This window comes from Halomonas cerina, assembly GCF_014192215.1.
Taxonomy (GTDB): Bacteria; Pseudomonadota; Gammaproteobacteria; order Pseudomonadales; family Halomonadaceae; genus Halomonas; species Halomonas cerina.
On record NZ_JACHXP010000003.1, the window covers coordinates 60923 to 87690 of the forward strand.

Consider the following 26768-nt stretch of genomic DNA (forward strand, 5'->3'; position numbering starts at 1 on the left):
GGCGGCAAGCCGAAGAGGAGGTCCTACGCCAGGGATGGCGTCGGTAGCGCCCAGGGATGGGTTTACAGCGCCTCCTCGCAGGCTTGCCGCCGGTCAGTCCCGAGCGGCGCAGGGGCCTTGGTGTTGCCTGCCGCATGAGAATAAGGAGCCCTAGACAATGGCCAAGCGACCCAGCCCCATCTCCGCGACCGTCGACTTCGACGCCGACGGTGTCCAGCATGGCTTCCTCAAGCTGCCGATCTCCGTGGACGAGTCGGCCTGGGGGGCGGTGATGATTCCTGTCAGCGTGGTCAAGAACGGCGAGGGCCCCACGGCGCTGCTGACCGGCGGCAATCATGGCGACGAGTATGAGGGCATCACCTCGCTGCTCAAGCTCTCAAGCGAACTGCGCGCCGAGGACGTCCGCGGCCGGGTGATCATCGTGCCCTGCATGAACCAGCCGGCGGTGATGGCCGGCAAGCGCACCTCGGGCCTCGACGGCGGCAACCTCAACCGCAGCTTCCCCGGCGACCCGGACGGCACCGTCACCGAGAAGATCGCCGACTACTTCACCCGGGTGATGGTGCCGATGAGCGACGTGGTGCTCGACCTGCACTCCGGCGGGCGCACCCTGGACATCATTCCCTTCGGTGCCTCCCACGTGCTGGAGGACGTCGAGCAGCAGCGCCAGGCGCTGGCGGGCGCCAAGGCCTTCGGCGCTCCCTACGCCATGATGATGTTCGAGCTCGACGCCGCGGCGCTGTTCGACACCGCAGTGGAGTCCCAGGGCAAGGTCTTCGTAGCCACCGAGCTTGGCGGCGGCGGCACCTCCACGCCGCAGAGCCTGGCCATCACCGAGCGCGGGGTGCGCAACTTCCTGGTCCACTATGGCCTTATCGAGGGCGAAGTGGAGATGCCCGACGCGCCCCAGGTCTATCTCGACATGCCCGATGCCAGCTGCTATGTGCAGAGCGAGCACTCGGGCCTGCTCGAGCTGGCCTTCGACCTGGGGGATCGGGTCGAGATGGGCGAGGTGGTGGCTCGCATCTATGACCTGACCCGCAGCGGCACAGCCCCGGTGGAGTATCGTGCCAGCCGTGGTGGCGTGCTCGCGGCGCGGCGCCACCCGGCGCTGGTCAACATGGGCGATACCATCGCGGTGATCGCCGATGTCGTCGATTCCCTGGACTGAGAGGGATAACCCCGCGCATGAAGCTCGATCGCTATGATCTGAAGATCCTCGAGATCCTGTCCCGGGACGGCCGCATCACCAAGTCGAAGCTGGCCGAGGCCATCAACCTCTCGGTCAGCCCCTGCTGGGAGCGGGTGCGGCGTCTCGAGAAGGCCGGGGTGATCGCGGGCTATGGAGCGTGGATCAATGCCGACGTCTTGGTCCGTCGCACCCCGGTGTGGGTACAGATCGAGCTGAAGCAGCACAATGCGGAGAGTTTCGCCCGGTTCGAGGCACTGGTGCATGACACGCCGGCGGTCACCGAATGCGTGGCCGTGGGCGGTGGCGTGGACTACCTGATCAAGGTCGAGGCCGACTCCATCGATGCCTACCAGCGCCTGATCGATGCCTGGCTCACCTCGGACGTCGGCATCGAGCGCTATTTTACCTATATCGTGACCAAGACGGTAAAACGTCCTGAACCCGGCGTCTTGCCTCGGGATTTCGTCTGACCAACATGCGCGCCACCGGCGGCAAGGCCCACCCAGCGGCAGCCGTGAAACACAGCGTTGATGTAACGAGAGAGGAACTGGCATAAGCTGGTAGCGAGATTAAGGGTGCTCGTTCACCCATGCCGGGCGATCCCGACCGGCGTTCGAGTCGCGTAGCGCCGGCCAGGTAGTAACAGCCCAGAACGATTCGAGATCGCCTGCTGCAGAGAGACTGACAATGTCCTATTTCACGATTGCCGGTGTCCAGATGCATGCCCTGCATCATGGTGACAACACCGAAGCCATGCGTCATCGCATCAATGCCTTGATGGGGCGCTTCCCCCAGGTGCAACTGGTGCTGTTCAGCGAGCTGATGCCCCTGGGCGCTTCCCCGCACCACGCCCAGTCCCTGCCCAGTCATGCCGAGACAGTGTTCTGCCACCTGGCCGAACAGCATCGCATCTGGCTGATTCCCGGCTCCATGTTCGAGCGCTCGGAAGGCGGGCAGATCTACAACACCCTCTCGGTGATCAACCCCCATGGCCAGGTGGTAGCACGCTATCGCAAGATGTTCCCCTTCCGTCCCTACGAGGCGGGGGTGGAGAGCGGCGGCGAGTTCGTCACCTTCGACGTGCCCAACGTGGGGCGCTTCGGGGTCTCGATCTGCTATGACATGTGGTTCCCCGAGACCACCCGCACCCTGGCGGCCATGGGCGCCGAGGTGATTCTTCACCCCACCATGACCGACACCATCGATCGCGATATCGAGTTGTCCATCGCGCGCACTAACGCGGCCATCAATCAGTGCTATTTTTTCGACATCAACGGGGCCGGAGCCATCGGCAATGGCCGCTCCATCGTCGTGGGACCCTCGGGTGATGTCATCCACCAGGCGGGAACCGGCGAGGAGGTGATGCCCATTGAGGTCGACTTCCATCGCGTGCGCCGCGAGCGCGAGACGGGATTGCGTGGCCTCGGCCAGCCGCTCAAGAGTTTCCGTGACCGCGCCGTGGACTTCTCACTCTATCGCAGCGAGACCGGTTCGTCCCCCTTCCTCGATACCCTGGGCCCGCTGGCCAAGCCGCAACGTGCCGACATCGAGGAGTACTAACGTCGCCTCGGCAGGTGGAGCAAGGAGCTTGCATGCTGGCACGCCTCATGTCCGTCCTGCGCCGCTGCCTGGCGCCTTTCCGTAGCGCCGGTGCTGCCGGTGCGCTGTCCCCTGAACGGCCTGCCGCCAAGACGGCACCAGGGTCGTCAGCCGTCACCCATGGAGCGACAACGATGAGCAAAATAACAAGCATTGCCGATGTCCGCCGTCACTTCCGCAACAACAAGGAGCCGATCTATTTCATCTCGGCCACCAACTTCAACCTGCTGGGCATCGGTGACTGGGTGGGCAATTTCCGCCACATCAACTATATCGACTGCTTCGATCGACAACAGCGCAATGTCTTCGTGCCCCGGGAGAAGTTTCCCCGTGACTTCGAAAGCATCGAAGACATCAACAACTATCTCCTTGAGCACAAGGAGGTCATCGACTTCATTCAGTCTCGGGCCGACGGCGATAACGCCGGTGTGGCCGCCTTCCTGATGTTCGATGAGCATACCGAGGAGGTGTGCAAGCAGTTGGGCCTGCGGATTGCCTTTCCGCCGGCGAAGCTTAGACAGCGCATGGACAACAAGATCGAAACGGTACGCATCGGCAACAAGGCCGGCGTGCCCAGCGTGCCCAACGTGCTGGCCAAGGTGGGCAGCTACCAGGAACTAGGCGAGGTCAGCCAGGAGCTCGGCAACGACCTGGTGGTGCAGACCGCCTTCGGCGACTCCGGCCATACCACCTTCTTCATCGCCAGCGAGGACGACTACTACAAGCATGCCGAGGAGATTGAGGCCGAGCCCGAGGTCAAGATCATGAAGCGCATCAACTGTCGCGGCTCGGCCATCGAAGCCTGTGCCACCCGCTGCGGCACGGTGGTCGGCCCGCTGATGACCGAGCTGGTGGGCTTCAAGTCGCTGACCCCCTACAAGGGGGGCTGGTGCGGTAACGAGATGTTCGCCGGCGCCTTCAGCCAGGAGGTGCGCGACAAGGCTCGGGAATACACCTTCAAGTTCGGCGAGGCGCTGCGTGAGGAGGGCTACCATGGCTACTTCGAGCTAGACTTTTTGATCGACATGGAGTCCCAGGAGGTCTACCTCGGCGAGCTCAATCCGCGGGTCACCGGGGCCAGCTCGCTGACCAACGTGGCCGCCTTCGCTCACTCCGACATCCCGCTGTTTCTGTTCCATCTGCTGGAGTTCTCGGGGCTGGACTTCGATCTCGACATCGACGAGATCAACGAGCGCTGGTCGCATCCCGACAGCGTCGACAGCTGGAGCCAGCTGGTCATCAAGCATACCGACGAGAGCGTCGACCTTCTCACCAGCGCGCCACGTACCGGGGTGTGGAAGATGGCCGGCGACGGCAGCATCGCCTATGACCATTACAGCTATCATCCGCATGCCGCCGAGAACGAGCAGGAGGCCTTCTTCCTGCGCATCAGCGGCGCAGGGGATTTCCGCTACGAGGGGGCGGACCTCGGCATCCTGATCACTCGCGGCCGCCTGATGGACGATGACTTCCAGCTCACCGAGCGCGCCAAGGCGTGGATCGAGGGCATCCGCGGCCAGTATGCCGGCCAGTCGCTGCAGGATCCGGTGGTGGAGGAAGTGGCCGTCAGCCACGCCGTCGGTGGCGGCAACTTCAAGATTCTGTGAGCGGGGAGCAGGGTCCCCGTTCCGACGAGTGGGGGCCGCCGGCCGACATGAATAAGATGCTGGATTTTCGCACCGTGCGCGAGGCGACGCCCGGTCCCAAGTGGAAGTCGTTGTTCGACTTCCACTGGCCGGCCTATGAGCAGTGGTATCTGGCCGAGGGGGAGCGGGAGCGGCCGGGCTATCTTGCCTGCTACAACGCGCTGCACCGGCACATGCCGGAGCTGGTGCCGACCTATCGGGCGCTCTGCGACTTGGCCGGGGGAGGCGATCTGGCGTCGCGTTTCCTCAGCCTCTACCAGCCGCCGCCCTATATTACCGGCTGCTCTCAGGCGGTGCTGGCCCGTCCCGACAACACCGTGCTGGCCCGTAACTACGACTATCCACCCGAGCTTTGCGAGGGCTCCATCCTCTATACCCACTGGAACGGACGCGGCGTGATCGCCATGTCCGACTGCCTGTGGGGGGCGCTCGACGGCATCAATGACGCCGGGCTGGCCATCTCGCTGGCCTTCGGAGGACGCAAGGCAGTCGGGGAGGGTTTCGGGGCCCCGATCATCCTGCGCTACATCCTGGAATTCTGTGAGACGGTGCCCGAGGCGGCGGAGGTGCTGGCCCGGGTGCCGACCCATATGGCCTACAACATCACCGTGGCCGATGCCGCTGGGCGCTACGTGACGGCCATGATCGCGCCGGATCGTCGTGCTAGCATCCGCCGCGTGCCCGTGGCCACCAACCACCAGAAGAAGGTCGAGTGGTACGCCCATGCTCTGGCCTCCGAGACCCTGATCCGCGAGCGCCAACTGTCGATCCTGGTGGATGACGAGGGCACCACCGAGGAGCGTCTCGTCTCGGCCTTCTTCTCGCCGCCGCTGTTTCGTCACGACTACCGGCGCGGACTGGGCACGGTCTATACCGCGATCTATCACCCCTGGGAGGGGCGGGCGCGGTTCCACTGGCCCGGCATGAACCTGGACCTCAGTTTCGACGACTTTCCCGAGGAGCGGATCACCGTGCGCTACGGCATGCGGGGACTTTATCCCGGCTGATGCCGCGGGAGCGTCGACGTATCTCGCCACAACAAACATGGATAGGTGTCGCCATGCAAGAGACGAGCCAAAAAGAAACGCCCTATACGGCCCTAGGCTTCTACCACAAGATATCTCAGTTGCGCGCCGACACCTGGAATGCGCTGAAGCGCGATCTCGGCCAGCTGGTACGAGTCACCGACGGGAACCGGGCCCGGAACCTGATCAAGGCCATCGACGTCAAGCTCACTCGGCTCGAGATCATCGAGGATTACCACGCCTTTCCCTCCAAGGAAGACTTCCGCCACCTCTGGTCGCTGTTCGAGCGCAAGGAATATGCCTTGTTGGAGAAGGTGGTCAGGCGGCTGGTGAGAGCCCTGATCAGCGAGTCCTACCGGCGCCGCCATGTGGACCTCAGCGAGACCGATGCCGATGCCGAGGACCTGGAGACCCTGGATGCGCTGAACCAGCTGCGCCGCGGGCACCCGGCATCGAACAGCTCGGCCCAGCCCTACTTCGAGCTGCTGATCGTCGACAACCTCTCCGTCCAGGAGGAGGAGGTGGTCCGCGAGGCCTTCCACAACATGCGTCGCCCCGAGGATCGCTTCGTCTACGACGTGGTCACGGTGAGAAGCTTCGAGGATGCGCTAATCGCCGTGCTGGTCAACCCCAACATCCAGGCCTGCCTGATCCGCTATGAATTTCCCTACAAGTCCAAGTACAACCTCAGCGCCCTGCGCAACTACCTGGAGGGCCTCTCGGAGAAGGAACTGGAGTACCAGACCGAGGCGGAGCGCAGCATCCTGCTGAGCTCCATGATCCACGAGCTGCGTCCCGAGATCGACCAGTTCCTGGTCACCAGCGGCGACGTGGAGACCACGGCCAGCCGCGACATCCGTCACTTCAACCGCATCTTCTACCGCGAGACGGACTACATCGAGCAGCACCACACCATCCTGCGGGCCATCGACAACCGCTACCGCACGCCCTTCTTCGATGCCCTGCGCGAGTACAGCAAGAAGCCCACCGGGGTCTTCCACGCCATGCCCATCTCCCGGGGCAAGTCGATTACCCGCTCCCACTGGGCGGGGCACATGATCGACTTCTATGGCATCAACATCTTCCTGGCCGAGACTTCGGCGACCTCGGGCGGGCTGGACTCCCTGCTGCAGCCCTATGGTCCGATCAAGAAGGCCCAGGAGTATGCCGCTCGGGCCTTCGGGGCCCGCCAGAGCTTCTTCGTCACCAACGGCACCTCCACGGCCAACAAGATCGTGGTGCAGGCGCTCATCAAGCCGCGCGACATCGTGCTGATCGATCGCGACTGCCACAAGTCGCACCACTACGGCATGGTGCTGGCCGGGGCCCATGTCAGCTACCTGGACTCCTACCCGCTCAACGACTACTCCATGTACGGCGCGGTGCCGCTGCACGAGATCAAGAAGACGCTGCTCGAGTACAAGCGGGCCGGGCAGCTCCACAAGGTCAAGATGCTGTTGCTCACCAACTGCACCTTCGACGGCGTGGTCTACAACGTGCGACGAGTGATGGAGGAGTGCCTGGCGATCAAGCCCGACCTGGTGTTCCTGTGGGACGAGGCCTGGTTCGCCTTCGCCACCTTCAATCCGACCTACCGGCCGCGCACCGCCATGCACGCCGCCCGAACCCTGCGCGACCGCTACCGCAGCGAGGCCTACCGTGAGGAATACGCGGCCTGGAAGGCGGAGTTCGATGCCCTCGATCCCGACGATGACGCCACCTGGCTCGAGCGTCGCCTGATGCCGGACCCGGACGTGGTGCGGGTGCGGGCCTACGCTACCCACTCCACCCACAAGACCCTGACCTCGCTGCGCCAGGGCTCGATGATCCACGTCTACGACCAGGACTTCCGGCAGCGGGTCGAGGCCCCGTTCCACGAGGCCTACATGACTCACACCTCCACGTCACCCAACTACCAGATCCTGGCCTCGCTGGACGTGGGCCGCATGCAGGCAGAGATGGAGGGCTTCGAACTGGTGCATGCCCAGGTCGAGGCGGCGCTGTCGCTGCGCGAGCAGCTCTACACTCACCCCTTGCTGCAGAAGTACTTCCGGGTCCTCAAGAACAGCGACATGGTACCCGCTCCCTATCGGGAGTCCGGGGTCGAGACCTACTATGACCAGGTGACCGGCTGGAATCAGATGGAGGAGGCCTGGGCCCATGACGAGTTCGTGGTCGACCCGACCCGGGTAACCATCGCCATCGGGGCCACCGGGGTCGACGGCGACGCCTTCAAGAACGAATACCTGATGAACAAGTACGGCATCCAGATCAATAAGACCTCGCGCAACACCGTGCTGTTCATGACCAACATCGGCACCACCCGGGGGGCGATCGGCTACCTGCTCGACGTGCTGATCAAGCTGGCCAAGGAGTTCGAGTACCGCTGGGAGGAGAGCAGTCGCCCCGAGCGCAAGATCATCGAGCATCATGTCCGCTCGCTGACCCGGGATCTGCCGCCGTTGCCGGACTTCAGCCGCTTCCACGACGCCTTCCGCCCCAACCCCGGTGGACAGACACCGGCGGGCGATATCCGCCAGGCCTACTTCCTCAGTTACGACGAGGAGAATACCGAGTACCTGCGCTTCGATAACGGCGAGCTGCAGGCGCAGATGCGGGCCGGTCGCGACGTGGTCTCGGCCAGCTTCGTGATCCCCTATCCACCGGGCTTCCCGGTGTTGGTCCCAGGCCAGGTGATCAGCGAGGAAATCCTGCGCTTCCTGCAGGCCCTGGATGTCACCGAGATCCATGGCTATCGCCCCGAGCTTGGCCTGTTGGTGTTCACCGAGGAGGCCTTGGTCGATCCGCCGGCGGGCTGATTACCGGCCTGGCTGGCCCGTCCCGAGGCCCACAGAAAAAATCGCAACTTCTCCGTCCAGGACAAAAAATCCCGCCGGCTCCGGCGGGGTTAACGGAAAGTCCCGCCCCATCATCTCCCTTATCATGATCCCATCACGCGGCCCCGGGCCGCGGATGCCGTTTTCATGACCGACGTGGTCCGCTGCCACGCCGGGTCTCAAGGGAGGTCGACCATGACGCTTTCCAACCAGCTCAGCGATCCGCGTCTGTTTCGCCAGTACGCCTACATCGACGGCAAGTGGACCCACGGTGACGGGGGGCGTGAGGAGGCCGTGTTCGATCCCGCCACCGGCGAGGCCCTGGGACACATCCCCCTGCTCGAGGACGCGCAGATCCGCGGCGCCGTCGATGCCGCGGAGACGGCCTTCGTACACTGGCGCGCCCTGCGCGCCGACGAGCGCTGCGAGCGCCTGCTGGCCTGGTACGACCTGCTGCAGGCCAACCGAGAGGACCTGGCCATCCTCATGACCCTGGAGCAGGGCAAGCCGCTGCCCGATGCCCGCGGCGAGGTGGAGTACGGGGCCAGCTTCGTACGCTGGTTCGCCGAGGAAGGCAAGCGCACCTACGGCGAGACGATCCCGAGCCACATCCCCAATGCGGCGCTGGGCACCCTCAAGGAACCGGTAGGCATCGCCGCGCTGATTACCCCGTGGAACTTCCCGCTGGCGATGATCACTCGCAAGGCGGCCGCCGCCATGGCCGCTGGCTGCACGGTGATCGTCAAGCCTGCCAACGAGACCCCCTTCTCGGCGCTGGCGTTGGCCGAGCTCGCCGAGCGTGCCGGGATCCCGGCGGGGGTCTTCAACGTGGTGCTGGGGGACCCACCCGCGGTATCGCGGATCCTCTGCGCCGAGGACCGGGTCAAGGCGCTTTCCTTCACCGGTTCCACCCGGGTCGGCCGGCTGCTGCTGGAGCAGTGTGCCAACACGGTCAAGCGGGTATCGCTGGAGCTCGGCGGCAATGCGCCCTTTATCGTCGGGCCGGACATGGATCCCAAGGAGGCCGCCTATGCCGCGGTAGCGGCGAAGTTCCAGACCGCCGGCCAGGACTGCCTGGCGGCGGATCGTATTCTGGTCCACGAGTCCATCCATGACGCATTCGTCGGGTTCTTCGCCGAGCGCATGGCGGCACTGACCGTAGGCAATGGCCTGTCCAACGAGATTGACCTGGGACCGCTGATCCATGCCCAGGCGGTGGAGAAGGCCGCGGCCATCGTCGACGACGCCATCTCCAAGGGCGCGACCCTGGTGGCCGGTGATCAGAGCCAGGCGCCGGGCCCCAATTTCTTCATGCCGACCCTGCTCACCGGGGTCACCCACGACATGAAGATCTGGCACGAGGAGAGCTTCGCGCCGGTGGCCGGCATCACCGCCTACCGGGATGATGATGAGGTGATCGAGATGGCCAACGATACCGAGTATGGCCTGGCCGCCTACCTCTACACCCATGACATCCGTCGGATCTGGAAGATCCTGCGGGCGCTGGAGTTCGGCATGGTGGCGATCAACTCGGTCAAGATGACCGGCCCTCCGGTGCCCTTCGGTGGCGTCAAGCACTCGGGGCTCGGCCGCGAGGGCGGGGTGACCGGCATCGACGAGTATCTGGAGACCAAGTACTACTGCCTCGGCGCCTTGGGCTCCGTGTCTGGGAGCTAGCTGCGTCATCTGGATGCCGTGACTTGAGCGTAGGCCGGATAAGCCGAAGGCGCATCCGGCAGAAGGGAACCGATGTCCCGGCGGATGCGCTAACGCTTATCCGCCCTACGGGGCTGAAGAGCGCTCCCACGGGGCTACCACATCGTGAAACCGCCTATCATCCTCCCCGGCAGGAGCCGGGGAGCGTCTTTGAAGGGAGAACGAGATGCACCAGCAGCACCAGGACCTGATCGATCGCGACCGCAAGGTCACCTTCCATGCCTCCACCCACCTGCGCGACTTCGCCCATGGCGATGCGCCGGGCCGCGTGATCACCGGCGGCAAGGGCATCCATGTCGTCGACAGGGATGGCCGCGAGTTCATCGACGGCTTCGCCGGCCTGTACTGCGTCAACATCGGCTATGGGCGCACCGAGGTGGCCGAGGCGATCTATCAGCAGGCACTGGAGCTCTCCTACTATCATACCTATGTGGGCCACGCCAACGAGCCGCAGATCGCGCTCTCCGAGAAGATCCTGGAGCTCGCCGGCCCCGGGATGTCCAAGGTCTACTATGGCATGTCCGGTAGCGACGCCAACGAGACCCAGCTCAAGATCGTGCGCTACTACAACAACGTGCGTGGCCGCCCGCAGAAGAAGAAGGTCATCTCGCGCCTGCGCGGCTACCACGGCTCCGGCATCGCCTCGGGCTCGCTGACCGGCCTCAAGGCCTTCCATGACCACTTCGACCTGCCCATCGACACCATCCGCCACACCGAGGCGCCGTTCTACTACCAGCGTGCCGCGGAACTCGAGGGCATGACCGAGCGCGAATTCTCGGCGCACTGCGCGACCAAGCTCGAGGAGATGATCCTCGCCGAGGACCCGGACACCGTGGCCGCCTTCATCGGCGAGCCGGTGCTCGGCACCGGCGGCATCGTGCCGCCGCCGGAGGGTTACTGGGAGGCCATCCAGGCGGTGCTCGCCAGGTACGACGTCCTGCTGATCGCCGACGAGGTGGTGTGCGGCTTCGGGCGCATCGGCGCCGACTTCGGCAGCCACTACTATGGCATCAGGCCTGACCTGATCACCGTGGCCAAGGGGCTGACCAGCGCCTACCAGCCGCTCTCCGCCGTGATCGTCGGCGATCGCGTGTGGCAGGTGCTGGAAGCCGGCACCGGCGAGTACGGGCCCATCGGCCATGGCTGGACCTACTCCGGCCACGCCCTGGGTTGCGCCGCGGGCCTGGCCAATCTGGCGATCATCGAACGCGAGGGACTGACCGCCAACGCCGCCGAGACCGGCGCCTACCTGCAGCGCCGGATGCAGGCCGCCTTCGGCGATCACCCCCTCGTCGGCAACGTGCGCGGCGTGGGCATGCTGGCGGCCGTGGAGTTCGCCGCCGATCCGGCTCGGCGCCAGGCCTTCGACCCTGCCTACAAGGTGGGGGCACGCATCGCGGCCGCGGCGCTGGACGAGAATCTGATTGCCCGCGCCATGCCCCAGGGCGATATCCTCGGCTTCGCGCCGCCGTTGACTGCCACCCGGGCCGAGGTGGACGAGATCGTCGCCCGTACCGCCCGGGCAGTCGACAAGGTGACCGATGCCCTGGTGCGCGAGGGCGTCATCCAGCCCATCCAGGCCTGATCAAGGCGGGTCCGAAGACGCCACCGGGGAGACCCTGTGGCGTCGTCACGTCGAGGAGGTAAGCATGTCGACCCCTAGCCATGGCGTCTCCCTGGAGGCGATCTACCTGGCACGCCGGCGCATCGGTGGCCAGGTGGTGCGCACACCCCTGATCCGCTCGGCGGCGCTCTCCCGGCGCTTCGATGCCGAGATCCTGCTCAAGCTGGAGACCTGCCAGCCCACCGGGGCCTTCAAGCTGCGCGGCGCCACCAACATGCTGTCGGCCATGCTGGCACAGCATGGCCGAGAGGCCCTGGCCGCCGGGGTGACCACCGCCTCCACCGGCAATCACGGCCGGGCGGTGGCTTACGCCGCCTCGCGATTGGAGATCCCGGCGGTGATCTGCCTGTCGCGGCTGGTGCCGGCCAACAAGGTGGCGGCCATCGAGGCGCTGGGCGCCGAGGTGAAGCGCGTCGGCGAGAGCCAGGACGCGGCCTTCGACGAGGTCGCCCGGCTGGTCGCCGAGCGCGGCATGACCCTGGTCCCACCCTTCGACGATTCCCTCATCGCCGCGGGGCAGGGCACCATCGGCCTGGAGCTGATGGAGGATGCGCCCGCCCTCGACCGGGTGATCGTCGGGCTCTCCGGCGGCGGCCTGCTGGGCGGCATCGGCGCCGCAGTCAAGGCGATCCGTCCGGCCTGTCGGGTGACCGGGGTGAGCCTCTCGGCGGGAGCGGCCATGTGGGAGAGCCTCAAGGCCAGCCACCCGGTGGCGGTGGAGGAGGTGGAGAGTCTCGCCGACTCGTTGGGCGGCGGCATCGGTGCCGACAACCGCTGCACCCTGGCGTTGGTGCGCGAGGTGATGGATGACCACGTTCAGGTGTCGGAGGCCGCCATCGCCCGGGCCATGGTCGATATCCTCGAGCACGAGAAGCGCCTGGTGGAGGGGGCCGCCGCGGTGGGCCTGGCGGCCCTCGAGGAGCACGGTCTCGACGTGCGTGGCCAGCGCGTGGCGCTGATCCTCTCCGGTAATGCCGTCTCCTTGGAAACCCTTGACCGAGCTCGAGCCTTGGCGAGACGCTGACCAGCGCCCAGCGCCCAGCGCCCAGCGCCCAGCGCCCAGCGCCCAGCGCCCAGCGCCCAGCGCCCAGCGCCCAGCGCCCAGCGCCCAGCGCCCAGAACAGGATTGTTTTGTGTCTTGCCCCTTGCCCCTTGCTCCTTGCCCCTGGAGGTTTTCATGCAGCTCTACCATCACGATGCCATCGAGCATGCTGTACGCCTCGACCACGATGCTCTGGCCGCCGTGGAGGCGGGCTTCGCCGCCCTCGGCCGTGGCGAGGTGGTGCAGCCGCCGATCCTCTCCATGGCCATCGAGGAAGCCAACGGCGAGGTGGACGTTAAGACCGCCCATATCCGGGGTGCCGAACGCTTCGCCATCAAGGTGAGTCCCGGTTTCTTCGACAATCCCAGGCTCGGGCTGCCGAGCCTCAACGGCCTGATGCTGGTGTTCTCGGCGCGGACCGGCCTGGTGGAGGCGGTGCTCTTCGACGAGGGGTATCTGACGATGGTGCGTACGGCTCTGGCCGGGGCCATTGCGGCGAAGCACCTGGCCCGGGAGAACAGCCGTCGGGTGACGGTGCTGGGGGCCGGTGAGCAGGCCCGTCGCCAGGTGGCGGCGCTGCGCCTGGTGCGTGACATCGACTGTGTCGATGTCTGGGCGCGGCGGCGCGAGGGCGCCGAGGCCTATGCCGAGGCGATGCGCGCCACCGGACTCGAGGTCGTTGTCCACGACGATATCCCGGCCGCCTGCGCGCGGGCCGATATCATCGTGACCACCACACCATCACGCACGCCGCTGCTGCAAGCTCGGGACTTGCCCGAGGGCGTGCATGTCACCGCCATGGGCTCGGATAGCCCCGACAAGCGCGAGCTCGACGCCTCGGTGTTGACCCGGGCCGATGCCTTCGTCTGCGACACCCGGGCCCAGAGCGAAACCAACGGCGAGCTCAAGGTCTTCGCCGGCACCGAGGTGCCCTTCAAGGTACACGAGCTCGGCCGGATGATCGCCGAGGGGCAGCGACTACGCCTGACGGAGGCGACCATCACGGTATGCGACCTGACCGGTACCGGGGTGCAGGACACCGCCATCGCCGGCTTTGCCTTGTCGCGGCTGGCGGGCGACTGATCGACGTTGTGGTTCTCTTGTTGTTCATCCTGCACAACAGGACAGTTGCTTGATGTCCTGGGTGAATGTCTGGGCACACAGCTTGAGGCCTTCCCCCATGGTCAGGTAGGGAAACAGCTCATCGCCGATGGCTTGCACTGTCATCCGCGCGCGCAGCGCCATTACCGCTGTCTGGATCAGCTCGCCGGCTTCCCCCGCCACCGCTTGTACCCCCAGCAATCGCCCTGAGTCGCGTTCGGCCACCATCTTGATGAAGCCCGCGGTGTCGAAGTTAACCAGGGCCCGCGGCACGTTCTCCAGGTCGAGCACGCGGGTCGCCACGCTGAAACCCTGCTTGAGTGCCTCGGCTTTCGTCAGACCTACGGTCGCCACCTGAGGATCGGTGAAGATCACCGCCGGCATGGCGCCAAGGTCCAGGGTGGCCTCGCCTCCTGTCATGTTAATGGCGGCCCGGCTGCCACCGGCGGCGGCGACATAGACGAACTGTGGCTGGTTGGTGCAGTCACCGGCGGCATAGAGCCCCGGCACGCTGGTTTGCAGATGCGCATCCACCATAATCGCGCCATGCACGGTTTCCACACCGAGGCTCACCAGGTTCAGGAGGTCGGTGTTGGGTGTCCGTCCGGTGGCCACCAGCAGTTGATCTGCCTGCCATGTGCCGGCGTTGGTGTCGAGAAGAAATTCATTGTCGAGGTAGTCCACGCGGCTCACTTGGGTCTGCTTGAGCACCTCGATGCCCTCGCGGCGAAACGCTACCTCTATCGCGTCACCCACCGCCAGATCTTCCTTGGACAACAGGCGGCTGCGGGCCAGAAGGGTGACCTGACTGCCGAGCCGGGCGAAAGCCTGGGCGAGTTCCACGGCGACCGCCGAGGCACCGATCACCGCCAGGCGTGGCGGTAGGGTGTCGCTCGCCAGGGCGGTGGTGGAGGTCCAGTAAGGCGTCTCGGCCAGCCCCGGCACGGGCGGAATGGCGGGACTGGCGCCGGTACCGATAAAGGCCTGATCGAAGGTAACGACTTTTTCGCGGCCGTCATCGGTACGCACGCTCAGCGTTCGGGCATCGACGAAGTGAGCCTCGCCGCGCAGCACCGTGATGGCCGGATTGTCGGCCAGGATCGTTTCGTACTTGGCATGGCGCAGTGCCTCGACCTGCCCCTGCTGTTGCTCGAGCAGCTTCGCGCGATCCACCACCGGCGCCTGGGCGCTCAGGCCTGCATCAAAGGAACTTTCCGTGCGTAGGTGGGCAATATGGGCCGCGCGAATCATGATCTTCGAGGGCACACAGCCGGTGTTGACGCAGGTGCCGCCGAAGGTATCGCGTTCTATCAGGGTGATGCGGGCCCCACGCTCGGCAGCCTTCAAGGCCGCCGCCATGGCCGCACCGCCGCTGCCGATGACCGCGATGTGCCGGTTCTTGTCGTCACTCATGGGGGGATTCCTTGATTTGGTAGAGCCGTTGTCGCAACAGGCGTCGTACTGCTTCTTGCGCCAAATCGCGTAGAGAGTCAGGCCGGTGAAAAAGGCCAAAGCCGGCAGTAGCACATAGTCGAGATAGCCCGTCAGGGCTGCTAGACCCAGCGCACCCAGCAGGATGACCAGGATCGGCGTGAAGCAGCAGAGCGCGACCAGGACGGTGCCGATCACGCTCACGCGCAGTAGGGTTCTCGGGTTCTTCATGGTCACTGCCGATCCGCATCTGAGGGTTTCGGGAGGGACAGCCGGCGTTGGCCGTCGCTGTAGCCCGTCCTGACCGCTGGTACGGCACATAGCTCACTTGACTGACACTGTTTCACGGATCGGAAGATCCGGCACCAGGCGAAGAACAGCGCCAGCAGCGCCACGGCGATGAAGAGCGGGCGATACGGTTCCAGGGCAACAAGGTTGCCGATCCAGGCGCCGGAAATTCCCACCGTGATCAGCACCAGAGGGCCGAGGCCAGGAGGGCCGCAATCCCGCCAGTGGCCAAGGCGCCCTGGCCTTTCTTCGGGTTTGGCATGGTGGTTCCTCTTCTCGGGAGCGAGTCGACTAGGTTAAGGTTACTTCCGTAGTCGAGTACGGGTGCAAACGTCATGCAGAAAGAAGCACAGACCATGACCATCGGCAGCTTGGCCAAGACCGCCGGCGTCAATGTCGAGACCATCCGGTACTACCAGCGCCGGGGGTTGCTGCCGGAGCCGGAACGGCCGTATGGCAGCATTCGGCGTTACAGCCACCATGAGGTCGAGCGTCTGACCTTCATCAGGACCGCCCAGCGTCTGGGGTTCAGCCTGAGCGAGGTTGCTGAGCTATTGCGCCTGGAGGATGGCACTCATTGTGAAGAAGCCAGTGTCTTGGCCGAGCACAAATTGGCGGATGTACGCGAAAAACTGGCGGGCCTGAAACGCATCGAGCGTACGCTGGTTCGCCTGGTGGAGGCCTGCCACCAGCACAGCACCACCATCAGCTGCCCGCTGATTGCGTCACTGCATGAAGGCTTGTCGAGTAGTGTCGGCGAATGAAAAACGACCAGCCGATTCCCGATGAGCGCCTGGCGGCCCTAAACGCCTTCACCAAGGTGATGTTCGAGACGCGGGACCATGCCCACCCAGCCTGATGACTCGCCTGTAAGGAATCTGTAGTGGCTGAGACGGAGACAATGAGTGCTAACGCAACGTATGCAGGACGGCGTGCCCTCCCATGCGCCGGCGAGCATGGCGAGCCATTCACTCGACCGAAGGCCGCGGATGCGGCGGGAGTACGAGATGATGCACAAGACAGGCTTTAAGGCAGCGATGTGTCTCGCTACCTTGCTGTTCGCGATGGAGGCCTCAGCCGCCGGTGGGGACAAGAGTGGCCCCTTGATCAACAAGGCGGTGATCCAGCAGGAGGCCGGCAAGACCGTCTACTGGGTACTGCCTGGTCCCAGGCAGCTGAGCAAGGAGGTGTTCGGCACGCCGGATAATCCCAAGCGTACCCTGAAGCCGATCCTCGCCGAGGTGAATAAGCCGCCGATCCGCGAGCTTCTCCAGAAGCTGCCGGTTCTGGTGGCGGCGCCGGAACCAGCGCGCAAGACCAACGAGGCGGAGACGGAGTACACGGTATTCTCGCAACCGACCCCCTTCAGTGACAAGGCTAGGCCCTTGCCTCCCGACCAGAGCGGCTTTTTCCGGACCACTCTGCTTGACCGGGTGGCTGAGGACCAGCCCGGCAAGCCGGGCAACACGCCCGACGAGGTGCAGCTGGAAAGCTGGTTCCACGATCCGGCCGGCAACAAGTATCGGCTGGAGTTCGATCACGTGGTCCAGCCACCGTTTCCCGGCTACGAGACCCAAGGTGGCGTCTTTATCGATGGTTGGCTGCACGGCACCACCGGCACCGGGTCGCCACTGATGCCCAAGGAATATACCCGTGCCGCCTGGTGGGGCGTCGTTGACCTCTATATCAATGACGAAAAGGTGGATACCAAAGTGGCCCACCTGATGACCACCGAAGTCGTGCGAAAGCGGGATTACTCCCTGGCGCTGGATGAGGAGATGCCTCTTGAATCCAGCGAGCGTCACATTCCCGACCAGGAGCATCACACCCACCTGATCGTGATGCCCATAAAGCCCACGCCGCAGGGTCCGGTGTTCGAGCCGGTGAACACCGCCTTCGAGCTGTCCAATGGCAAGAATCAGCCCTTCATTCACATGATGTTCGAAGAGGACAGCATCGTCGAATGGCAGTTGGGCAGCCAATAAGCAGAGATCGCCTCGTAACCTGAAAGCCACGCAAGATCGAGGGAGTGTCCAGTGGAGTGATGATCCGTCTCGCACTCCCTCGATGGCTTTGTGGCTCCGGCAGCAGCATTCCAATGCGGATACCCGGTCCAGAAATTGAACCAAGCACGCCGAACAGGGAGGAAAACCGATATGTCACGTCTGTTAACCGATATCAGCAAACAGGGCATGGCCATCATGCTGCTTGCTCTGGTCACGATGATAGGGAGCGCTGCCGTGACCACGGCAGTAGCCGGCCAGCCTGAAACCGTCAGGGTCACGATCACGGCCCAGCAGGGCTTCCAGTTCCAGCCCGCTGAGGTCGAGGTTCCCGCAGGCACCAAGGTCGTCCTGGAATTCGAGAATGCGGGGGTCATGGGGCACAACCTGCATATTCCGGAACTGGATGTGATGACGAAGACCATCACCGCGGGTGGAACGGACACCGTGAAATTCACGGTCGACGAAGCCGGGACCTACGCCTTTCGCTGTGAAGTACCGGGCCATGCAGAGGCAGGCATGAGCGGCGAACTCAAGGTGTTATAGCAGGACGCCGTAGGTGACACCGGGTGGAACCACGCCGGCTTCCCTCGGCATGACCATCGGCCGACTCAATGCTGCGCGTACTGCATGGCGGCCCACAGCATACTGGGAAAAGAGGTCGCAGGTGCACGCCGGCGTGATCGAGGCGATCTGCAATGACCAGCCCATCCCCGACAAGCGCCTGGCAGGGCTGAGCCAGCGACGGATGCGCTTCACTGCCGGCCCTGCAGGTCACGGTCCTCGACGGCTTGCGGGGCCGCATGCTCTGTTCTTCCCTTATTATTGAATCGGGCGCCATTTCTCGATGCGGTTGTTCTGGAAGTCGGCGACGAATATCGTACCGTCCGGAGCGATATCCAGGGCGATGGCGTGGTTGAACTGTCCCGGCCCGTCGCCTGTTTCACCGAAGGTGTTGAGGAACGTTCCCTCGGCAGTGAATATCTGGATCCGGTCGTTGTAAAAGTCAGCAGCGAACACTCGCTCGTCCGGGCCTATGGCGATGCCCGTCACCGTCGTAAGCCAGCCGTTGAACGGGCCATAGATGCCGATGGCGAAGGGGCCGCCCCACTTGCGCAGGAACTCGCCCGCGGCGTCGAACGCCTGCACGCGGTTACCATAGCCGTCCGCCACGTAGAGCGTTTCGTCCGCAGCGAGCGCGACATCGGTAGGGTAGGTGAACATGCCCGCTCTTCGCCCTGTTTCCCCGGTTGTCCCCCATTGCCGAACGAACTCCCCATCCGCCCGCAAGCGCTGCACACGCTGATTGTAGAAGTCGGCCACGAAAAGATCGCCGCTTTCGGCAACGGCGACCCCGTCAGGGGCACTGAATTCGCCGGGTCCCTGTCCGGGGCCACCAATGATATCCAGGGGCTCGCCAGCCAGGCTAAACATCTGAATGCGGTCATTCATGTACTCAGGCACATAGAGCTTTCCCTTGTGGATCGTCAGGTTCATCGGTCTCCCGAGCTTTCCCGGGGCATCGCCGGGGGTACCGAAGGCACGTTTGAATTGTCCTTCATGGTCAAAGACCTGAATTCGCCCATTCCGTGCATCGGCGACAAACACTTCATTCGCGGTGACGGCAACGCCGGTCGGATCATCGAATTGTCCCGGCTCGCTTCCCTGACTACCCCAGGCCCCGACGAACTCGTAGCCAGATTCCTTCTCGCGGGGAACGAAGGCAGCATAGGAGGCAATGGCAGCAACCACCACCAGGCCTGTGACTATCGCCCCCATCTTGAGAAATCGCTTTGCTGTCATGGGAGGTCCTAAAAATTAATACGAAAACCAACCCGGGTGATGACATCATCTTCCAGCGCCGTGCCATTTACGTCTTGGGCGGTAGGGAGCTGGATGATGCCCTCGATGATCCAGCGACGGGTCACATACTGCAGGCCCGGTGAAAGGAGCAGCTGAGTTCCCCCTGAGTCCGCATCTCGCCTCCCGTTTATCTCATGCTTTTCCTGATGAATCAGGTTCGCTTCCAGCACCCCGTACAAGAAACCGGGCACGCCGCCACCCAGCTTCCGTGGCCAGAGCCGGTACTGGAAGGAGCCGTCGAGACGCGCCTCATCACCGAACTCGAAATCGTTGGCCTCGGTGTTGGCCTGATAGGCGAACTGGGCATCGAGCTGATAGGTGAGCGTCTGGTAGGTCAGGATCACACCGCCGAAGGGATCCCAGGACCCTGAGCCGGACTGCAGCGGCTGCGGTAGCCGGCCAAACCGGTCCCGCTCATCGTCGTCTCTGGTCGGCGCTTCCACACCAAAAAACGGCGCGATGCGGAAGGTGCGACCCGGCGCGTCGTCCTTAAATGCTGTGTAGCGTGCAAACAGGCGCGCATCGCCGAGCCCGCGGCTGCTCCGCTCGATGCGCTGCCCGCCGGGGCCATCGAGGTCGAGCTCCTTGTCGAGATAGGGAAGGGCGCCGAACAGGGCGAGATCACGGGTCAGGCCGTAACCGAGCACCGTGATGGCCCCGTTGACCCGCAGGTCCCGGCGGGCAGGGCTGGTGTCGTCATCGGCCTTGCGGTACAAGAACTGCTCGCGTAATACGAGGTTGCCTTCCGCGACAGGCAAGGCCGTGTTGAAGGTCTGGGGAGCCGCCTGAGCCAGGCTGGACACCACCAGCGCCACCACGGCCAATAGTCGAGGTCCGGATGCTGTCTTGCGCCGACAGGGCGTCATGAATAACGCTCCCTCGTCATTGATCATGGGTCGTCCCTGGGGCGTCGAGTGGTTCGAAGCCTCCCAGCGTGAATCCGGCCCGGTCGACAGCCAGCTCGGCGCGTGATTCGTCGAGGGTGTGCCCCTCCTCCATGGTGACGATCACCCTGCCAGCTTCGATGTCCGTCTCGAGGTTCTTCACCCCCTGGATGTTGCCAAGCTGCTTCTCGATGCCATAGGCGCAGAAGGGGCAGGCGAGTCCATCGACCTCGACCTGGTAACGGGGCCCGGCAGCCATGGCCGCTGTCGAGATGACAGCGGCAACCAGTGCCAGCAATAAGGCGTGAATCTTGGATGTCATGGCAGCACCCTCGAAGTCTCGGGAAATAGATTACTGGCCGTACCATGGTACGGGGGCAAGGGGCGGACACCTGCTGGGAACGCCGTCGCTCATGCTGCACAGCACGACAGTTGCGTCACATCCTTGCTGAAGGTCCAGCAAGACGACGCGACCAGCCTCGGCACCGAGGGCATGGCAGGGCTGGCGACGGTGCCAATCGAGGCGGATGGTTTTCCCGCCCTCTCTTGAGTCCGCGCTCATCAGGCGCCATGCTGCAGGTAATGCAATACGTTAATCCAAGGAGCTGAGCGGATGGCAACGGTGCTGGCCTTCGATGTCTATGGGACTCTGATCGATACTCATGGCGTGGTCACCGAACTGGAGGAACGGCTCGCCGCCTCCGGAAAGGCGGAGCTGGCCGCCGAGTTCTCGCGGCGCTGGCGTGACAAGCAGCTGGAGTACAGCTTCCGGCGTGGCCTGATGGGCGCCTATGTGGACTTTTCCCGCTGCACCCGGGAGGCGTTGGAGTTCACCGATCGGATCCTTCAGACCCGCCTCTCCGATGGTGACAAGGACCACCTGATGACCACCTATACCCGTCTGCCGGCCTTCCCGGATGCCGCGGCGGCGTTGGCGCGCTTCCATGAGGCCGGCGTGACCTGCGTGGCCTTCTCCAACGGCAGCCGGGAGGCGGTGGAGGGGCTCCTCGACCAGGCCGATATCCGCGAGCGCTTCGACGACGTGGTCAGCGTCGACGAGGTCAAGCGCTTCAAGCCCGACCCGGCGGTCTATGCCCACCTGCGCGCTCGCCTCGAGGTCGCCCCCGGCGATACTTGGCTGATCTCCAGCAATCCCTTCGACGTCATCGGGGCACGCCACGCGGGCCTGCACGGGGCCTGGGTGCGGCGCAGCCCGGAAGCCCCCTTCGACCCCTGGGGCATCGAGCCGGATCTTACGGTGAGCGACCTCGAGGCCTTGGCCGACCGGTTGATCTAGGCAGGTGAGTGCCCTGTGGCCACTCGGCGCGGGTCCAGGCCGCCATGAAGCCATCGTACAGGGTGGCGTTCTCGAAACCACCCGGCTCGATGATGGCTCTCCTCACCCTGACGAATGAGGCTTCCCACGGAGCATGGATCAAGCCTGCTCTACGCGGCACGCTGGCCCCTTCCCCGTAGCGCGAAGAACCAGGGACGCAGCTTGATGCCCACCATGTTGCCGATGAAGGCCGCGACCCACCACAGCCAGCCATGCAGGCTGCCGGATGCGATACCGCTGAAATAGGCGCCGATGTTGCAACCGAAGGCGAGTCGCGCACCATAGCCGAGCAACAGACCGCCGATGACGGCGGCCAGCAGGGACCTGGGGGGAATCCGAAAGCTGGGGGCGAACTTGCCGGCCAATGACGCCGCCGTCAGGGCGCCGATCATGATGCCGATGTTCATCACGGTAGTGATGTCACTCCATACGCTGGCGTGCAGTGCCGCCGCATTGCCGGGTGACTGCCAGTATCCCCAGGTCGAGACATCGCCCCCCATCAGCTCATACCCCTTGGCGCCCCAGAGCGCCAGGGCCGAGGTAATGCCCCAAGGGCGACCCGCCAGTGCCAGCGTGGCGAAGTTGAGCAGGGCCAGGGCGATGGCCCCGAACAGCAGCGGCCAGGGCCCGGTCAGCCAGTGTCGATTGTCCCGATCGCCTCTGGGCGCCCATTCGAGTCGGCCATGCCGGCGTCTTTCCATCCAGACGGTCAAGGCGCCGATGCCGGCGAACAGGACCAGGCTGAGCAGGATACCGCCCAGTGAACCGATGGTGTGAACCAGTGACACCGGGGCGATGGCAGGCAGGCTCTGCCACCAGCTGAAGTGGGCCGTGCCGATCAGCGAACCGATAATGAAGAACAGCAGCGTGACGAGCATTCGGACGTTGCCGCCCCCGGCGGTGAACAGGGTGCCCGATGCGCAGCCACCGCCGAGCTGCATCCCGATACCGAAGAGAAAGGCCCCGGCGATGACCGAGACCCCCAGAGGGGCGACGAAGCCGTAGACGGGATGCCCGAACAGGCTTCCGGCCTCCAGCACCGGAAAGAAGAGCATCACGGCAATCGCCAGCATGGCCATCTGGGCACGCAGGCCGCGGCCGCGGCGCTCGGTGAGGAAGACTCGCCAGGCCGCGGTGAAGCCGAAGGCGGCATGGTAGAGCGCCATGCCGAGCAGTCCGCCGATAAGCATCAACAGGCCCGTACGAGCGCCAAAGTGCGTGCCGATGACCAGCGCCGCGATCAGCAGGGCCCCGCCCGCGAGGAGGGGCAGGGCAGGGTGACGGCGAAGGGCCAGGGTATCGTTCATCGTGGTTCCTGCAAGGTATGAGAATGTCAGCCTTGCCAGGCGTGGCCGGCGAAGGCCTCGTCGAGTTCCGGGTGATTGACATGGTTGGAATAGTTGGACAGCGTCTTGACCGCCAGGGCCAGCACGATCTGCAGCACCTGCTGCTCCTCGAAGCCGGCGTCCAGAAAGGCTTTGACGTCGGATTGAGTGGGCCTGCCGCGGGTCTCGAACATCACGCGAGTGAACTCGGCGAGAGCGGCCAGGCGCTCATCCGGGATGGGCCGGTCCTCACGGATTGCCTCGAGCACATCGGCCGGCACCTGGGACATCTTCTCGGCCAGCATGCTGTGGGCGGACATGCAGTAGCCGCAGCCGTTGAGGCGGCTGATGGTCAGCAAGACCACCTCCTGCTCGGGCGGCGCGAAGCCGGAGTCCTCGCGGAACAGCGTGTAGCCGTGCAGGTAGGTGTCCAGTACGCCCGGTGCCTTGGCCATGCCTTCGTACATGTTGGGCACAAATCCGAGCTTTTCGTTGGCTTGCTCAAGCAGCGGCTTGGCCTTGGCATCGGCGTTGTCGAGGGTTTGGGGCGGGAGCTGCATCTGATAGTCCGCGGACATGGGGAATACCTCCTTCGTCGTCATGGGGACTAGGTGTTGCACCATTTATGGATCGATCGTTCCAGAAATGGCAAGTAAAAGGGAGCATCAGTGTCGCAGGCCGTCCAGGAGCAGCTCTGCTGCTGGTCCGGCCTGTCCGGCATCCGCCCCGCTCTTCAACAGGGTCCTGAGCCCGGCCATGCCCATCGTCAGGTAGCTGGCCAGGGCATCGGTATTACGGTCCGGGGCGATGTCGCCCTCCGCCTGGGCCCGCGCCACCGCCTGGTGGAACAGTGCCGTGATGGCGGCCATGCTCTGGCGGGCATGCTGGGAGGGCAGAGTGTCGCGCTGGCTGAGCTCGCTGGCGGAGTTGAAGATCAGACAACCCCGGGTAGCGCGTTCGCTGCCGGCCTCGTTCGCCGTCTCGCAAAACAAGCTCTCAAGGAAGGCCATGGCCGAGGGTGCGGCCTCGAGCCGGCGGCTAAGTCGGTCGATCAAGGCCTCGCGGTAGCGACGCAGAACCTCGAGGTACAGCTGTTCCTTGTTACCGAAGGTCTGGTAAAGGCTGCTACGCGAGAGGCCCATGGCTTCGAGCAGGTCCCGGGTCGAGGCGCTGTCGTAGCCTCGCGCCCAGAAGACCTGCATGGCGGCGTTTGCCGCCTCGTCCGGGCTGAATGTGATGGGGCGTCCTCGTATCATGTACTTGAATTTAGTATCGATCGTTCCATAAATCAAGCCGCGACAAATTGCGTTCCAGCGTCTATCGCTGTAAGGAGCGCGTGAAGGCGCCGACAGAGTGACCACAGGCAAGCCGCAACAACAAGACGATCACGATGGGCGGACAGGAGATCTCCAGCATGACGGAGCAGCATTCGCCGACAAGGCGCTTCTGGCTGGGCGGCAGGCGGGCCGCCGAGCAGGATCGGTTCTTCCGTGAGGCCCTGGAACTTCTGGGCTGGCAAGTCGGGGACGAGCAGGACTGGGATGCCGGCTGGATTACCGGCATGCCGGATCCCGCGCAGTTTCGGCGAGTCTCGCCGACGCGCAGGCTCAACCACTTCCCGGGTAACGCGGCGCTCACCGTCAAGAGTCGACTCCATGATAGCCTCTCGACCCTGCGCGAGCGCATCCAGGAGAGCCACGGACTCGACCATGAGCTGGGACAGCGGTTGGCGTTCTTTCCCCGCGCCTATGTGATGCCCGGTGACTACCACGAACTGCAGGAGGCCGCCCTGGCCAACCCGGACCAGCGCTGGATCCTCAAGCCCACCAATGCCTCCAAGGGCAAGGGCGTGCGGGTGCTGCGCGATGTCGCCGAGGCACCCCTCGCTCGGGACTGGCTGGTGCAGGAGTATCTGACCAACCCCCATACCATCCGCGGCCACAAGTACGTGCTGCGGCTCTATGTGCTGATCACCTCTCTCGAGCCGCTGCGCGTCTACCTCTACCGCCAGGGCTTCGCCAAGCTGGCCTCGGAGCCGTGGGATCCCGAGGATGCCGACAACCCCTACAGTCAATTGACCAACCCGGACATCAACGCCCTGAACAGTCGTGCCGAAGTGCCGGTGGAGTTCATCGACCTCGACCGCTATCGCCAGTGGCTGCGCGATCAGGGGCACGACGACGATCGGCTCTTCGCGCGGATTCACGACCTGGTCGCCCTGACCACGATTTCCGCCGTGGATGCCATGCGACGCCGCACGGCTCAGGCCGGTGCCGACCCGCGCGGCTGCTATGAACTGCTGGGCCTCGACTGCCTGGTGGACGACACCCTCAGGCCCTGGATTTTGGAGTGCAACCTCAGCCCCTCGCTGGGCATCTGTGCCGCCCCCGATAACGGCGGACGCACCGAGGAGGCCGTGAAGGGCGAGTTGGTCCGTGACCTGATCTCGCTGGTCGATATCCCTGGCGATGACACCCGCGAGGCCGCCGACGGCACACCCGACACTGCGCAACTGGTCGCCGAGGCCGAGGCCGAACAGGCTCGCGCCGGTGGCTTCCTGCGGCTGCTGCCGGCCGATGAGCCGGAGCGCTACCTGTCCTATTTCTCGCTGCCCTCCCTGGCCGATAGCGCGTTGGCCGAGGGCCTGGTGGGACGGGCCATGCCGCCCCTGCGACTGCGGCGTCGCCACGCGGTGGAATTGGTCGACGAGGCGCGTCTCGCCCTCTATGACACCCGCAGCGGTCGCTACTACCGGCCCAACGATACGGCAGCCCTGATCTGGCTGTTGGCCACCGAAGGGCTGGACCCCGATGCCATCGCCGAGGAACTGGCGCGGGCCGCTGCCGAAGCGGGAACCATGCCGGATGGCCCGGCACTGCGACGTGACGTCTGGGCCACGCTGGGTGACTGGTGCCGCGATGGCCTGCTCTGTCAGCAGGGAGGCGCACCGGCAGCGTTAGCGGGAGAGCGCGAGGTCGAGGATCGAACGACGCCGGTGTCGCCGTCGGGGCAGGCCATGAGGCTCAGCCTGGACGGTCGTCACTGGACCCTGGACGTGGCCAGCGGCCGCGCCATGGCGCGGTTGACGACATGGTTCGGCGAGCGGTTGTCTCCGCTTGCCGATGAGGCCGCAAGCCGTCTGCCGCGGCTGGCGGTACTGCGCGAGACCGGCGGCTATGCCCTGGTGGACGAAAAGCGGCTGCTGGCATCACGGCTGACGCTGGCCCAGCTGGGGCCGGTGTTGACGGCGCATCTGATTCGCCAGGCCGCGATGCCCGGTCGCCCGGTGGTCGACGCTGCCCTGCTGGTCACGCCGCACGGCACCGGAATGCTCTGCCTGCTCCCCGACGACGAGGAGCGCCGGGTCCTGCTGCAGCGGCTGCGGAAGGCAGCGGGTGGCGTGCTGACCCGTGGCGTGCGCCTAGACCTCTCGGATCCGACAACCGCCGAACCCCTGGATTTCCCTCTGCCGGACGTTGCCGGTGAGACCTCGACCGGATTGCCTGAATCCGTGACCCTTCGCAGCGTGCTGTTGCCGGCCGAGGAGGCTGCCGAGGAGGCCTTCGCCCCGGTCGCCATGCTGGAAGCGCTTGGTTCTCTGCTGCCGAATTGCCTGACCTGCGATGGTCAGGCGCTGGATGCCCATAGCGTGACGGTCCTGAGCGAATGGCTTGCCACCCTTTCCTCGCACGCCGTGAGGTCAGGGCCAGGTGCGCCGGATGCCGCCTCGCTGGCCGAATGGCTGGTCACTCGGACAGCACCCGACCCCCATGTCATCCGTCCGGCCATGGCGAGGGAGTAACCACGCACGAGCATACGGTGATGCCCCCGCATCGCCGATGAAGAAGCCGGCCTG

Annotated in this window: 23 protein-coding genes; 15 read left to right on the forward strand and 8 right to left on the reverse strand. The window is 64.8% G+C overall.

The genetic code is table 11. The features are described 5' to 3' along the window. Positions 1 to 157 precede the first annotated feature (157 nt). The 10 genes from doeB (at position 158) to FHR94_RS03675 (ending at position 13764) form a co-directional block, all read left to right on the forward strand. Entirely contained in the window at positions 158 to 1171 is a 1014-nt protein-coding gene (gene doeB, locus FHR94_RS03630) for a N(2)-acetyl-L-2,4-diaminobutanoate deacetylase DoeB (RefSeq protein ID WP_183324265.1), read from the forward strand. Between the two features lie 17 nt (positions 1172 to 1188). Further along, complete coding sequence (locus FHR94_RS03635; RefSeq protein WP_183324266.1) at positions 1189 to 1662, forward strand: Lrp/AsnC family transcriptional regulator; 474 nt, start codon at positions 1189 to 1191, stop codon at positions 1660 to 1662. A gap of 217 nt (positions 1663 to 1879) precedes the next feature. Beyond that, complete coding sequence (locus FHR94_RS03640) at positions 1880 to 2752, forward strand: carbon-nitrogen hydrolase family protein (RefSeq protein ID WP_183324267.1); 873 nt, start codon at positions 1880 to 1882, stop codon at positions 2750 to 2752. 173 nt (positions 2753 to 2925) lie between these two features. Further along, positions 2926 to 4398: a biotin carboxylase gene (locus FHR94_RS03645; RefSeq protein WP_183324268.1), complete on the forward strand. Its 1473-nt coding sequence runs from the start codon at positions 2926 to 2928 to the stop codon at positions 4396 to 4398. A 47-nt stretch (positions 4399 to 4445) separates the two neighbouring features. Next, entirely contained in the window at positions 4446 to 5444 is a 999-nt protein-coding gene (locus FHR94_RS03650) for a C45 family autoproteolytic acyltransferase/hydrolase (protein ID WP_246389817.1), read from the forward strand. A 53-nt stretch (positions 5445 to 5497) separates the two neighbouring features. Further along, the gene (locus FHR94_RS03655) at positions 5498 to 8281 is read left to right on the forward strand and encodes an aminotransferase class I/II-fold pyridoxal phosphate-dependent enzyme (RefSeq protein ID WP_183324269.1); all 2784 of its coding nucleotides are present in this window, start codon (positions 5498 to 5500) and stop codon (positions 8279 to 8281) included. Positions 8282 to 8494: 213 nt separating this feature from the next. Continuing rightward, on the forward strand, positions 8495 to 9976 hold the full coding sequence (locus FHR94_RS03660) for an NAD-dependent succinate-semialdehyde dehydrogenase (RefSeq protein ID WP_183324270.1): 1482 nt from the start codon (positions 8495 to 8497) through the stop codon (positions 9974 to 9976). A gap of 205 nt (positions 9977 to 10181) precedes the next feature. Then, positions 10182 to 11600: an aminotransferase gene (locus FHR94_RS03665; protein ID WP_183324271.1), complete on the forward strand. Its 1419-nt coding sequence runs from the start codon at positions 10182 to 10184 to the stop codon at positions 11598 to 11600. Between the two features lie 64 nt (positions 11601 to 11664). Then, entirely contained in the window at positions 11665 to 12663 is a 999-nt protein-coding gene (gene eutB, locus FHR94_RS03670) for a hydroxyectoine utilization dehydratase EutB (protein ID WP_183324272.1), read from the forward strand. Between the two features lie 153 nt (positions 12664 to 12816). Further along, complete coding sequence (locus FHR94_RS03675; RefSeq protein ID WP_183324273.1) at positions 12817 to 13764, forward strand: cyclodeaminase; 948 nt, start codon at positions 12817 to 12819, stop codon at positions 13762 to 13764. A 24-nt stretch (positions 13765 to 13788) separates the two neighbouring features. Here FHR94_RS03675 and merA read toward each other — a convergent pair whose 3' ends face one another. Together merA and FHR94_RS03685 are read right to left on the reverse strand one after the other, a co-directional pair. Further along, positions 13789 to 15444, reverse strand: coding sequence for a mercury(II) reductase (merA, locus tag FHR94_RS03680; protein ID WP_183324274.1), 1656 nt, complete (start codon positions 15442 to 15444; stop codon positions 13789 to 13791). Between the two features lie 2 nt (positions 15445 to 15446). After that, positions 15447 to 15689, reverse strand: a complete 243-nt coding sequence (locus FHR94_RS03685; protein WP_425485349.1) for a mercuric transporter MerT family protein — start codon at positions 15687 to 15689, stop codon at positions 15447 to 15449. A gap of 168 nt (positions 15690 to 15857) precedes the next feature. Between FHR94_RS03685 and merR the strand changes: the two genes are divergently transcribed. From merR to FHR94_RS03700, 3 genes are all read left to right on the forward strand, one after another. Beyond that, positions 15858 to 16265 carry a mercury resistance transcriptional regulator MerR gene (gene merR, locus FHR94_RS03690; RefSeq protein ID WP_425485351.1) on the forward strand — a complete coding sequence of 136 codons (408 nt, stop codon included), beginning with the start codon at positions 15858 to 15860 and terminating at the stop codon, positions 16263 to 16265. Between the two features lie 243 nt (positions 16266 to 16508). Then, the gene (locus FHR94_RS03695) at positions 16509 to 17486 is read left to right on the forward strand and encodes a hypothetical protein (RefSeq protein ID WP_183324276.1); all 978 of its coding nucleotides are present in this window, start codon (positions 16509 to 16511) and stop codon (positions 17484 to 17486) included. Between the two features lie 171 nt (positions 17487 to 17657). Next, positions 17658 to 18050: a cupredoxin domain-containing protein gene (locus FHR94_RS03700; RefSeq protein WP_183324277.1), complete on the forward strand. Its 393-nt coding sequence runs from the start codon at positions 17658 to 17660 to the stop codon at positions 18048 to 18050. A 276-nt stretch (positions 18051 to 18326) separates the two neighbouring features. Here FHR94_RS03700 and FHR94_RS03705 read toward each other — a convergent pair whose 3' ends face one another. Genes FHR94_RS03705 through FHR94_RS03715 form a run of 3 tightly spaced genes read right to left on the reverse strand, consistent with a single transcriptional unit; the run spans position 18327 to position 20573 of the window. Beyond that, positions 18327 to 19307 carry an NHL repeat-containing protein gene (locus FHR94_RS03705; RefSeq protein ID WP_221188352.1) on the reverse strand — a complete coding sequence of 327 codons (981 nt, stop codon included), beginning with the start codon at positions 19305 to 19307 and terminating at the stop codon, positions 18327 to 18329. Positions 19308 to 19315: 8 nt separating this feature from the next. After that, positions 19316 to 20260, reverse strand: a complete 945-nt coding sequence (locus FHR94_RS03710; protein WP_221188353.1) for a transporter — start codon at positions 20258 to 20260, stop codon at positions 19316 to 19318. Next, positions 20250 to 20573, reverse strand: coding sequence for a heavy-metal-associated domain-containing protein (locus FHR94_RS03715; RefSeq protein ID WP_221188354.1), 324 nt, complete (start codon positions 20571 to 20573; stop codon positions 20250 to 20252). The genes FHR94_RS03710 and FHR94_RS03715 overlap by 11 nt, the downstream gene beginning before the upstream one ends. A gap of 291 nt (positions 20574 to 20864) precedes the next feature. On the opposite strand from FHR94_RS03715, the gene FHR94_RS03720 reads away from it, so the two are divergent. Continuing rightward, entirely contained in the window at positions 20865 to 21548 is a 684-nt protein-coding gene (locus tag FHR94_RS03720; protein ID WP_183324278.1) for a haloacid dehalogenase type II, read from the forward strand. 149 nt (positions 21549 to 21697) lie between these two features. Here FHR94_RS03720 and FHR94_RS03725 read toward each other — a convergent pair whose 3' ends face one another. The 3 genes from FHR94_RS03725 to FHR94_RS03735 all read right to left on the reverse strand — a co-directional run bounded on the left by FHR94_RS03725 (position 21698) and on the right by FHR94_RS03735 (position 24114). Further along, positions 21698 to 22894, reverse strand: a complete 1197-nt coding sequence (locus FHR94_RS03725; RefSeq protein ID WP_183324279.1) for a YeeE/YedE family protein — start codon at positions 22892 to 22894, stop codon at positions 21698 to 21700. 26 nt (positions 22895 to 22920) lie between these two features. Next, entirely contained in the window at positions 22921 to 23490 is a 570-nt protein-coding gene (locus FHR94_RS03730) for a carboxymuconolactone decarboxylase family protein (RefSeq protein ID WP_183324280.1), read from the reverse strand. An 87-nt stretch (positions 23491 to 23577) separates the two neighbouring features. Continuing rightward, entirely contained in the window at positions 23578 to 24114 is a 537-nt protein-coding gene (locus FHR94_RS03735; protein ID WP_183324281.1) for a TetR/AcrR family transcriptional regulator, read from the reverse strand. Positions 24115 to 24326: 212 nt separating this feature from the next. Between FHR94_RS03735 and FHR94_RS03740 the strand changes: the two genes are divergently transcribed. Continuing rightward, complete coding sequence (locus tag FHR94_RS03740) at positions 24327 to 26714, forward strand: PqqD family peptide modification chaperone (RefSeq protein WP_183324282.1); 2388 nt, start codon at positions 24327 to 24329, stop codon at positions 26712 to 26714. The last annotated feature ends 54 nt before the right edge of the window (positions 26715 to 26768 follow it).

Bases quoted from the DNA above. Each gene is read 5' to 3' on its own strand.
- doeB (WP_183324265.1), top strand. From the start codon at position 158: ATGGCCAAGCGACCCAGCCCCATCTCCGCGACCGTCGACTTCGACGCC.
- FHR94_RS03635 (WP_183324266.1), top strand. From the start codon at position 1,189: ATGAAGCTCGATCGCTATGATCTGAAGATCCTCGAGATCCTGTCCCGG.
- FHR94_RS03640 (WP_183324267.1), top strand. From the start codon at position 1,880: ATGTCCTATTTCACGATTGCCGGTGTCCAGATGCATGCCCTGCATCAT.
- FHR94_RS03645 (WP_183324268.1), top strand. From the start codon at position 2,926: ATGAGCAAAATAACAAGCATTGCCGATGTCCGCCGTCACTTCCGCAAC.
- FHR94_RS03650 (WP_246389817.1), top strand. From the start codon at position 4,446: ATGAATAAGATGCTGGATTTTCGCACCGTGCGCGAGGCGACGCCCGGT.
- FHR94_RS03655 (WP_183324269.1), top strand. From the start codon at position 5,498: ATGCAAGAGACGAGCCAAAAAGAAACGCCCTATACGGCCCTAGGCTTC.
- FHR94_RS03660 (WP_183324270.1), top strand. From the start codon at position 8,495: ATGACGCTTTCCAACCAGCTCAGCGATCCGCGTCTGTTTCGCCAGTAC.
- FHR94_RS03665 (WP_183324271.1), top strand. From the start codon at position 10,182: ATGCACCAGCAGCACCAGGACCTGATCGATCGCGACCGCAAGGTCACC.
- eutB (WP_183324272.1), top strand. From the start codon at position 11,665: ATGTCGACCCCTAGCCATGGCGTCTCCCTGGAGGCGATCTACCTGGCA.
- FHR94_RS03675 (WP_183324273.1), top strand. From the start codon at position 12,817: ATGCAGCTCTACCATCACGATGCCATCGAGCATGCTGTACGCCTCGAC.
- merA (WP_183324274.1), bottom strand. From the start codon at position 15,444: ATGAAGAACCCGAGAACCCTACTGCGCGTGAGCGTGATCGGCACCGTC.
- merR (WP_425485351.1), top strand. From the start codon at position 15,858: ATGACCATCGGCAGCTTGGCCAAGACCGCCGGCGTCAATGTCGAGACC.
- FHR94_RS03695 (WP_183324276.1), top strand. From the start codon at position 16,509: ATGATGCACAAGACAGGCTTTAAGGCAGCGATGTGTCTCGCTACCTTG.
- FHR94_RS03700 (WP_183324277.1), top strand. From the start codon at position 17,658: ATGTCACGTCTGTTAACCGATATCAGCAAACAGGGCATGGCCATCATG.
- FHR94_RS03705 (WP_221188352.1), bottom strand. From the start codon at position 19,307: ATGACAGCAAAGCGATTTCTCAAGATGGGGGCGATAGTCACAGGCCTG.
- FHR94_RS03710 (WP_221188353.1), bottom strand. From the start codon at position 20,260: ATGATCAATGACGAGGGAGCGTTATTCATGACGCCCTGTCGGCGCAAG.
- FHR94_RS03715 (WP_221188354.1), bottom strand. From the start codon at position 20,573: ATGACATCCAAGATTCACGCCTTATTGCTGGCACTGGTTGCCGCTGTC.
- FHR94_RS03720 (WP_183324278.1), top strand. From the start codon at position 20,865: ATGGCAACGGTGCTGGCCTTCGATGTCTATGGGACTCTGATCGATACT.
- FHR94_RS03725 (WP_183324279.1), bottom strand. From the start codon at position 22,894: ATGAACGATACCCTGGCCCTTCGCCGTCACCCTGCCCTGCCCCTCCTC.
- FHR94_RS03730 (WP_183324280.1), bottom strand. From the start codon at position 23,490: ATGTCCGCGGACTATCAGATGCAGCTCCCGCCCCAAACCCTCGACAAC.
- FHR94_RS03735 (WP_183324281.1), bottom strand. From the start codon at position 24,114: ATGCAGGTCTTCTGGGCGCGAGGCTACGACAGCGCCTCGACCCGGGAC.
- FHR94_RS03740 (WP_183324282.1), top strand. From the start codon at position 24,327: ATGACGGAGCAGCATTCGCCGACAAGGCGCTTCTGGCTGGGCGGCAGG.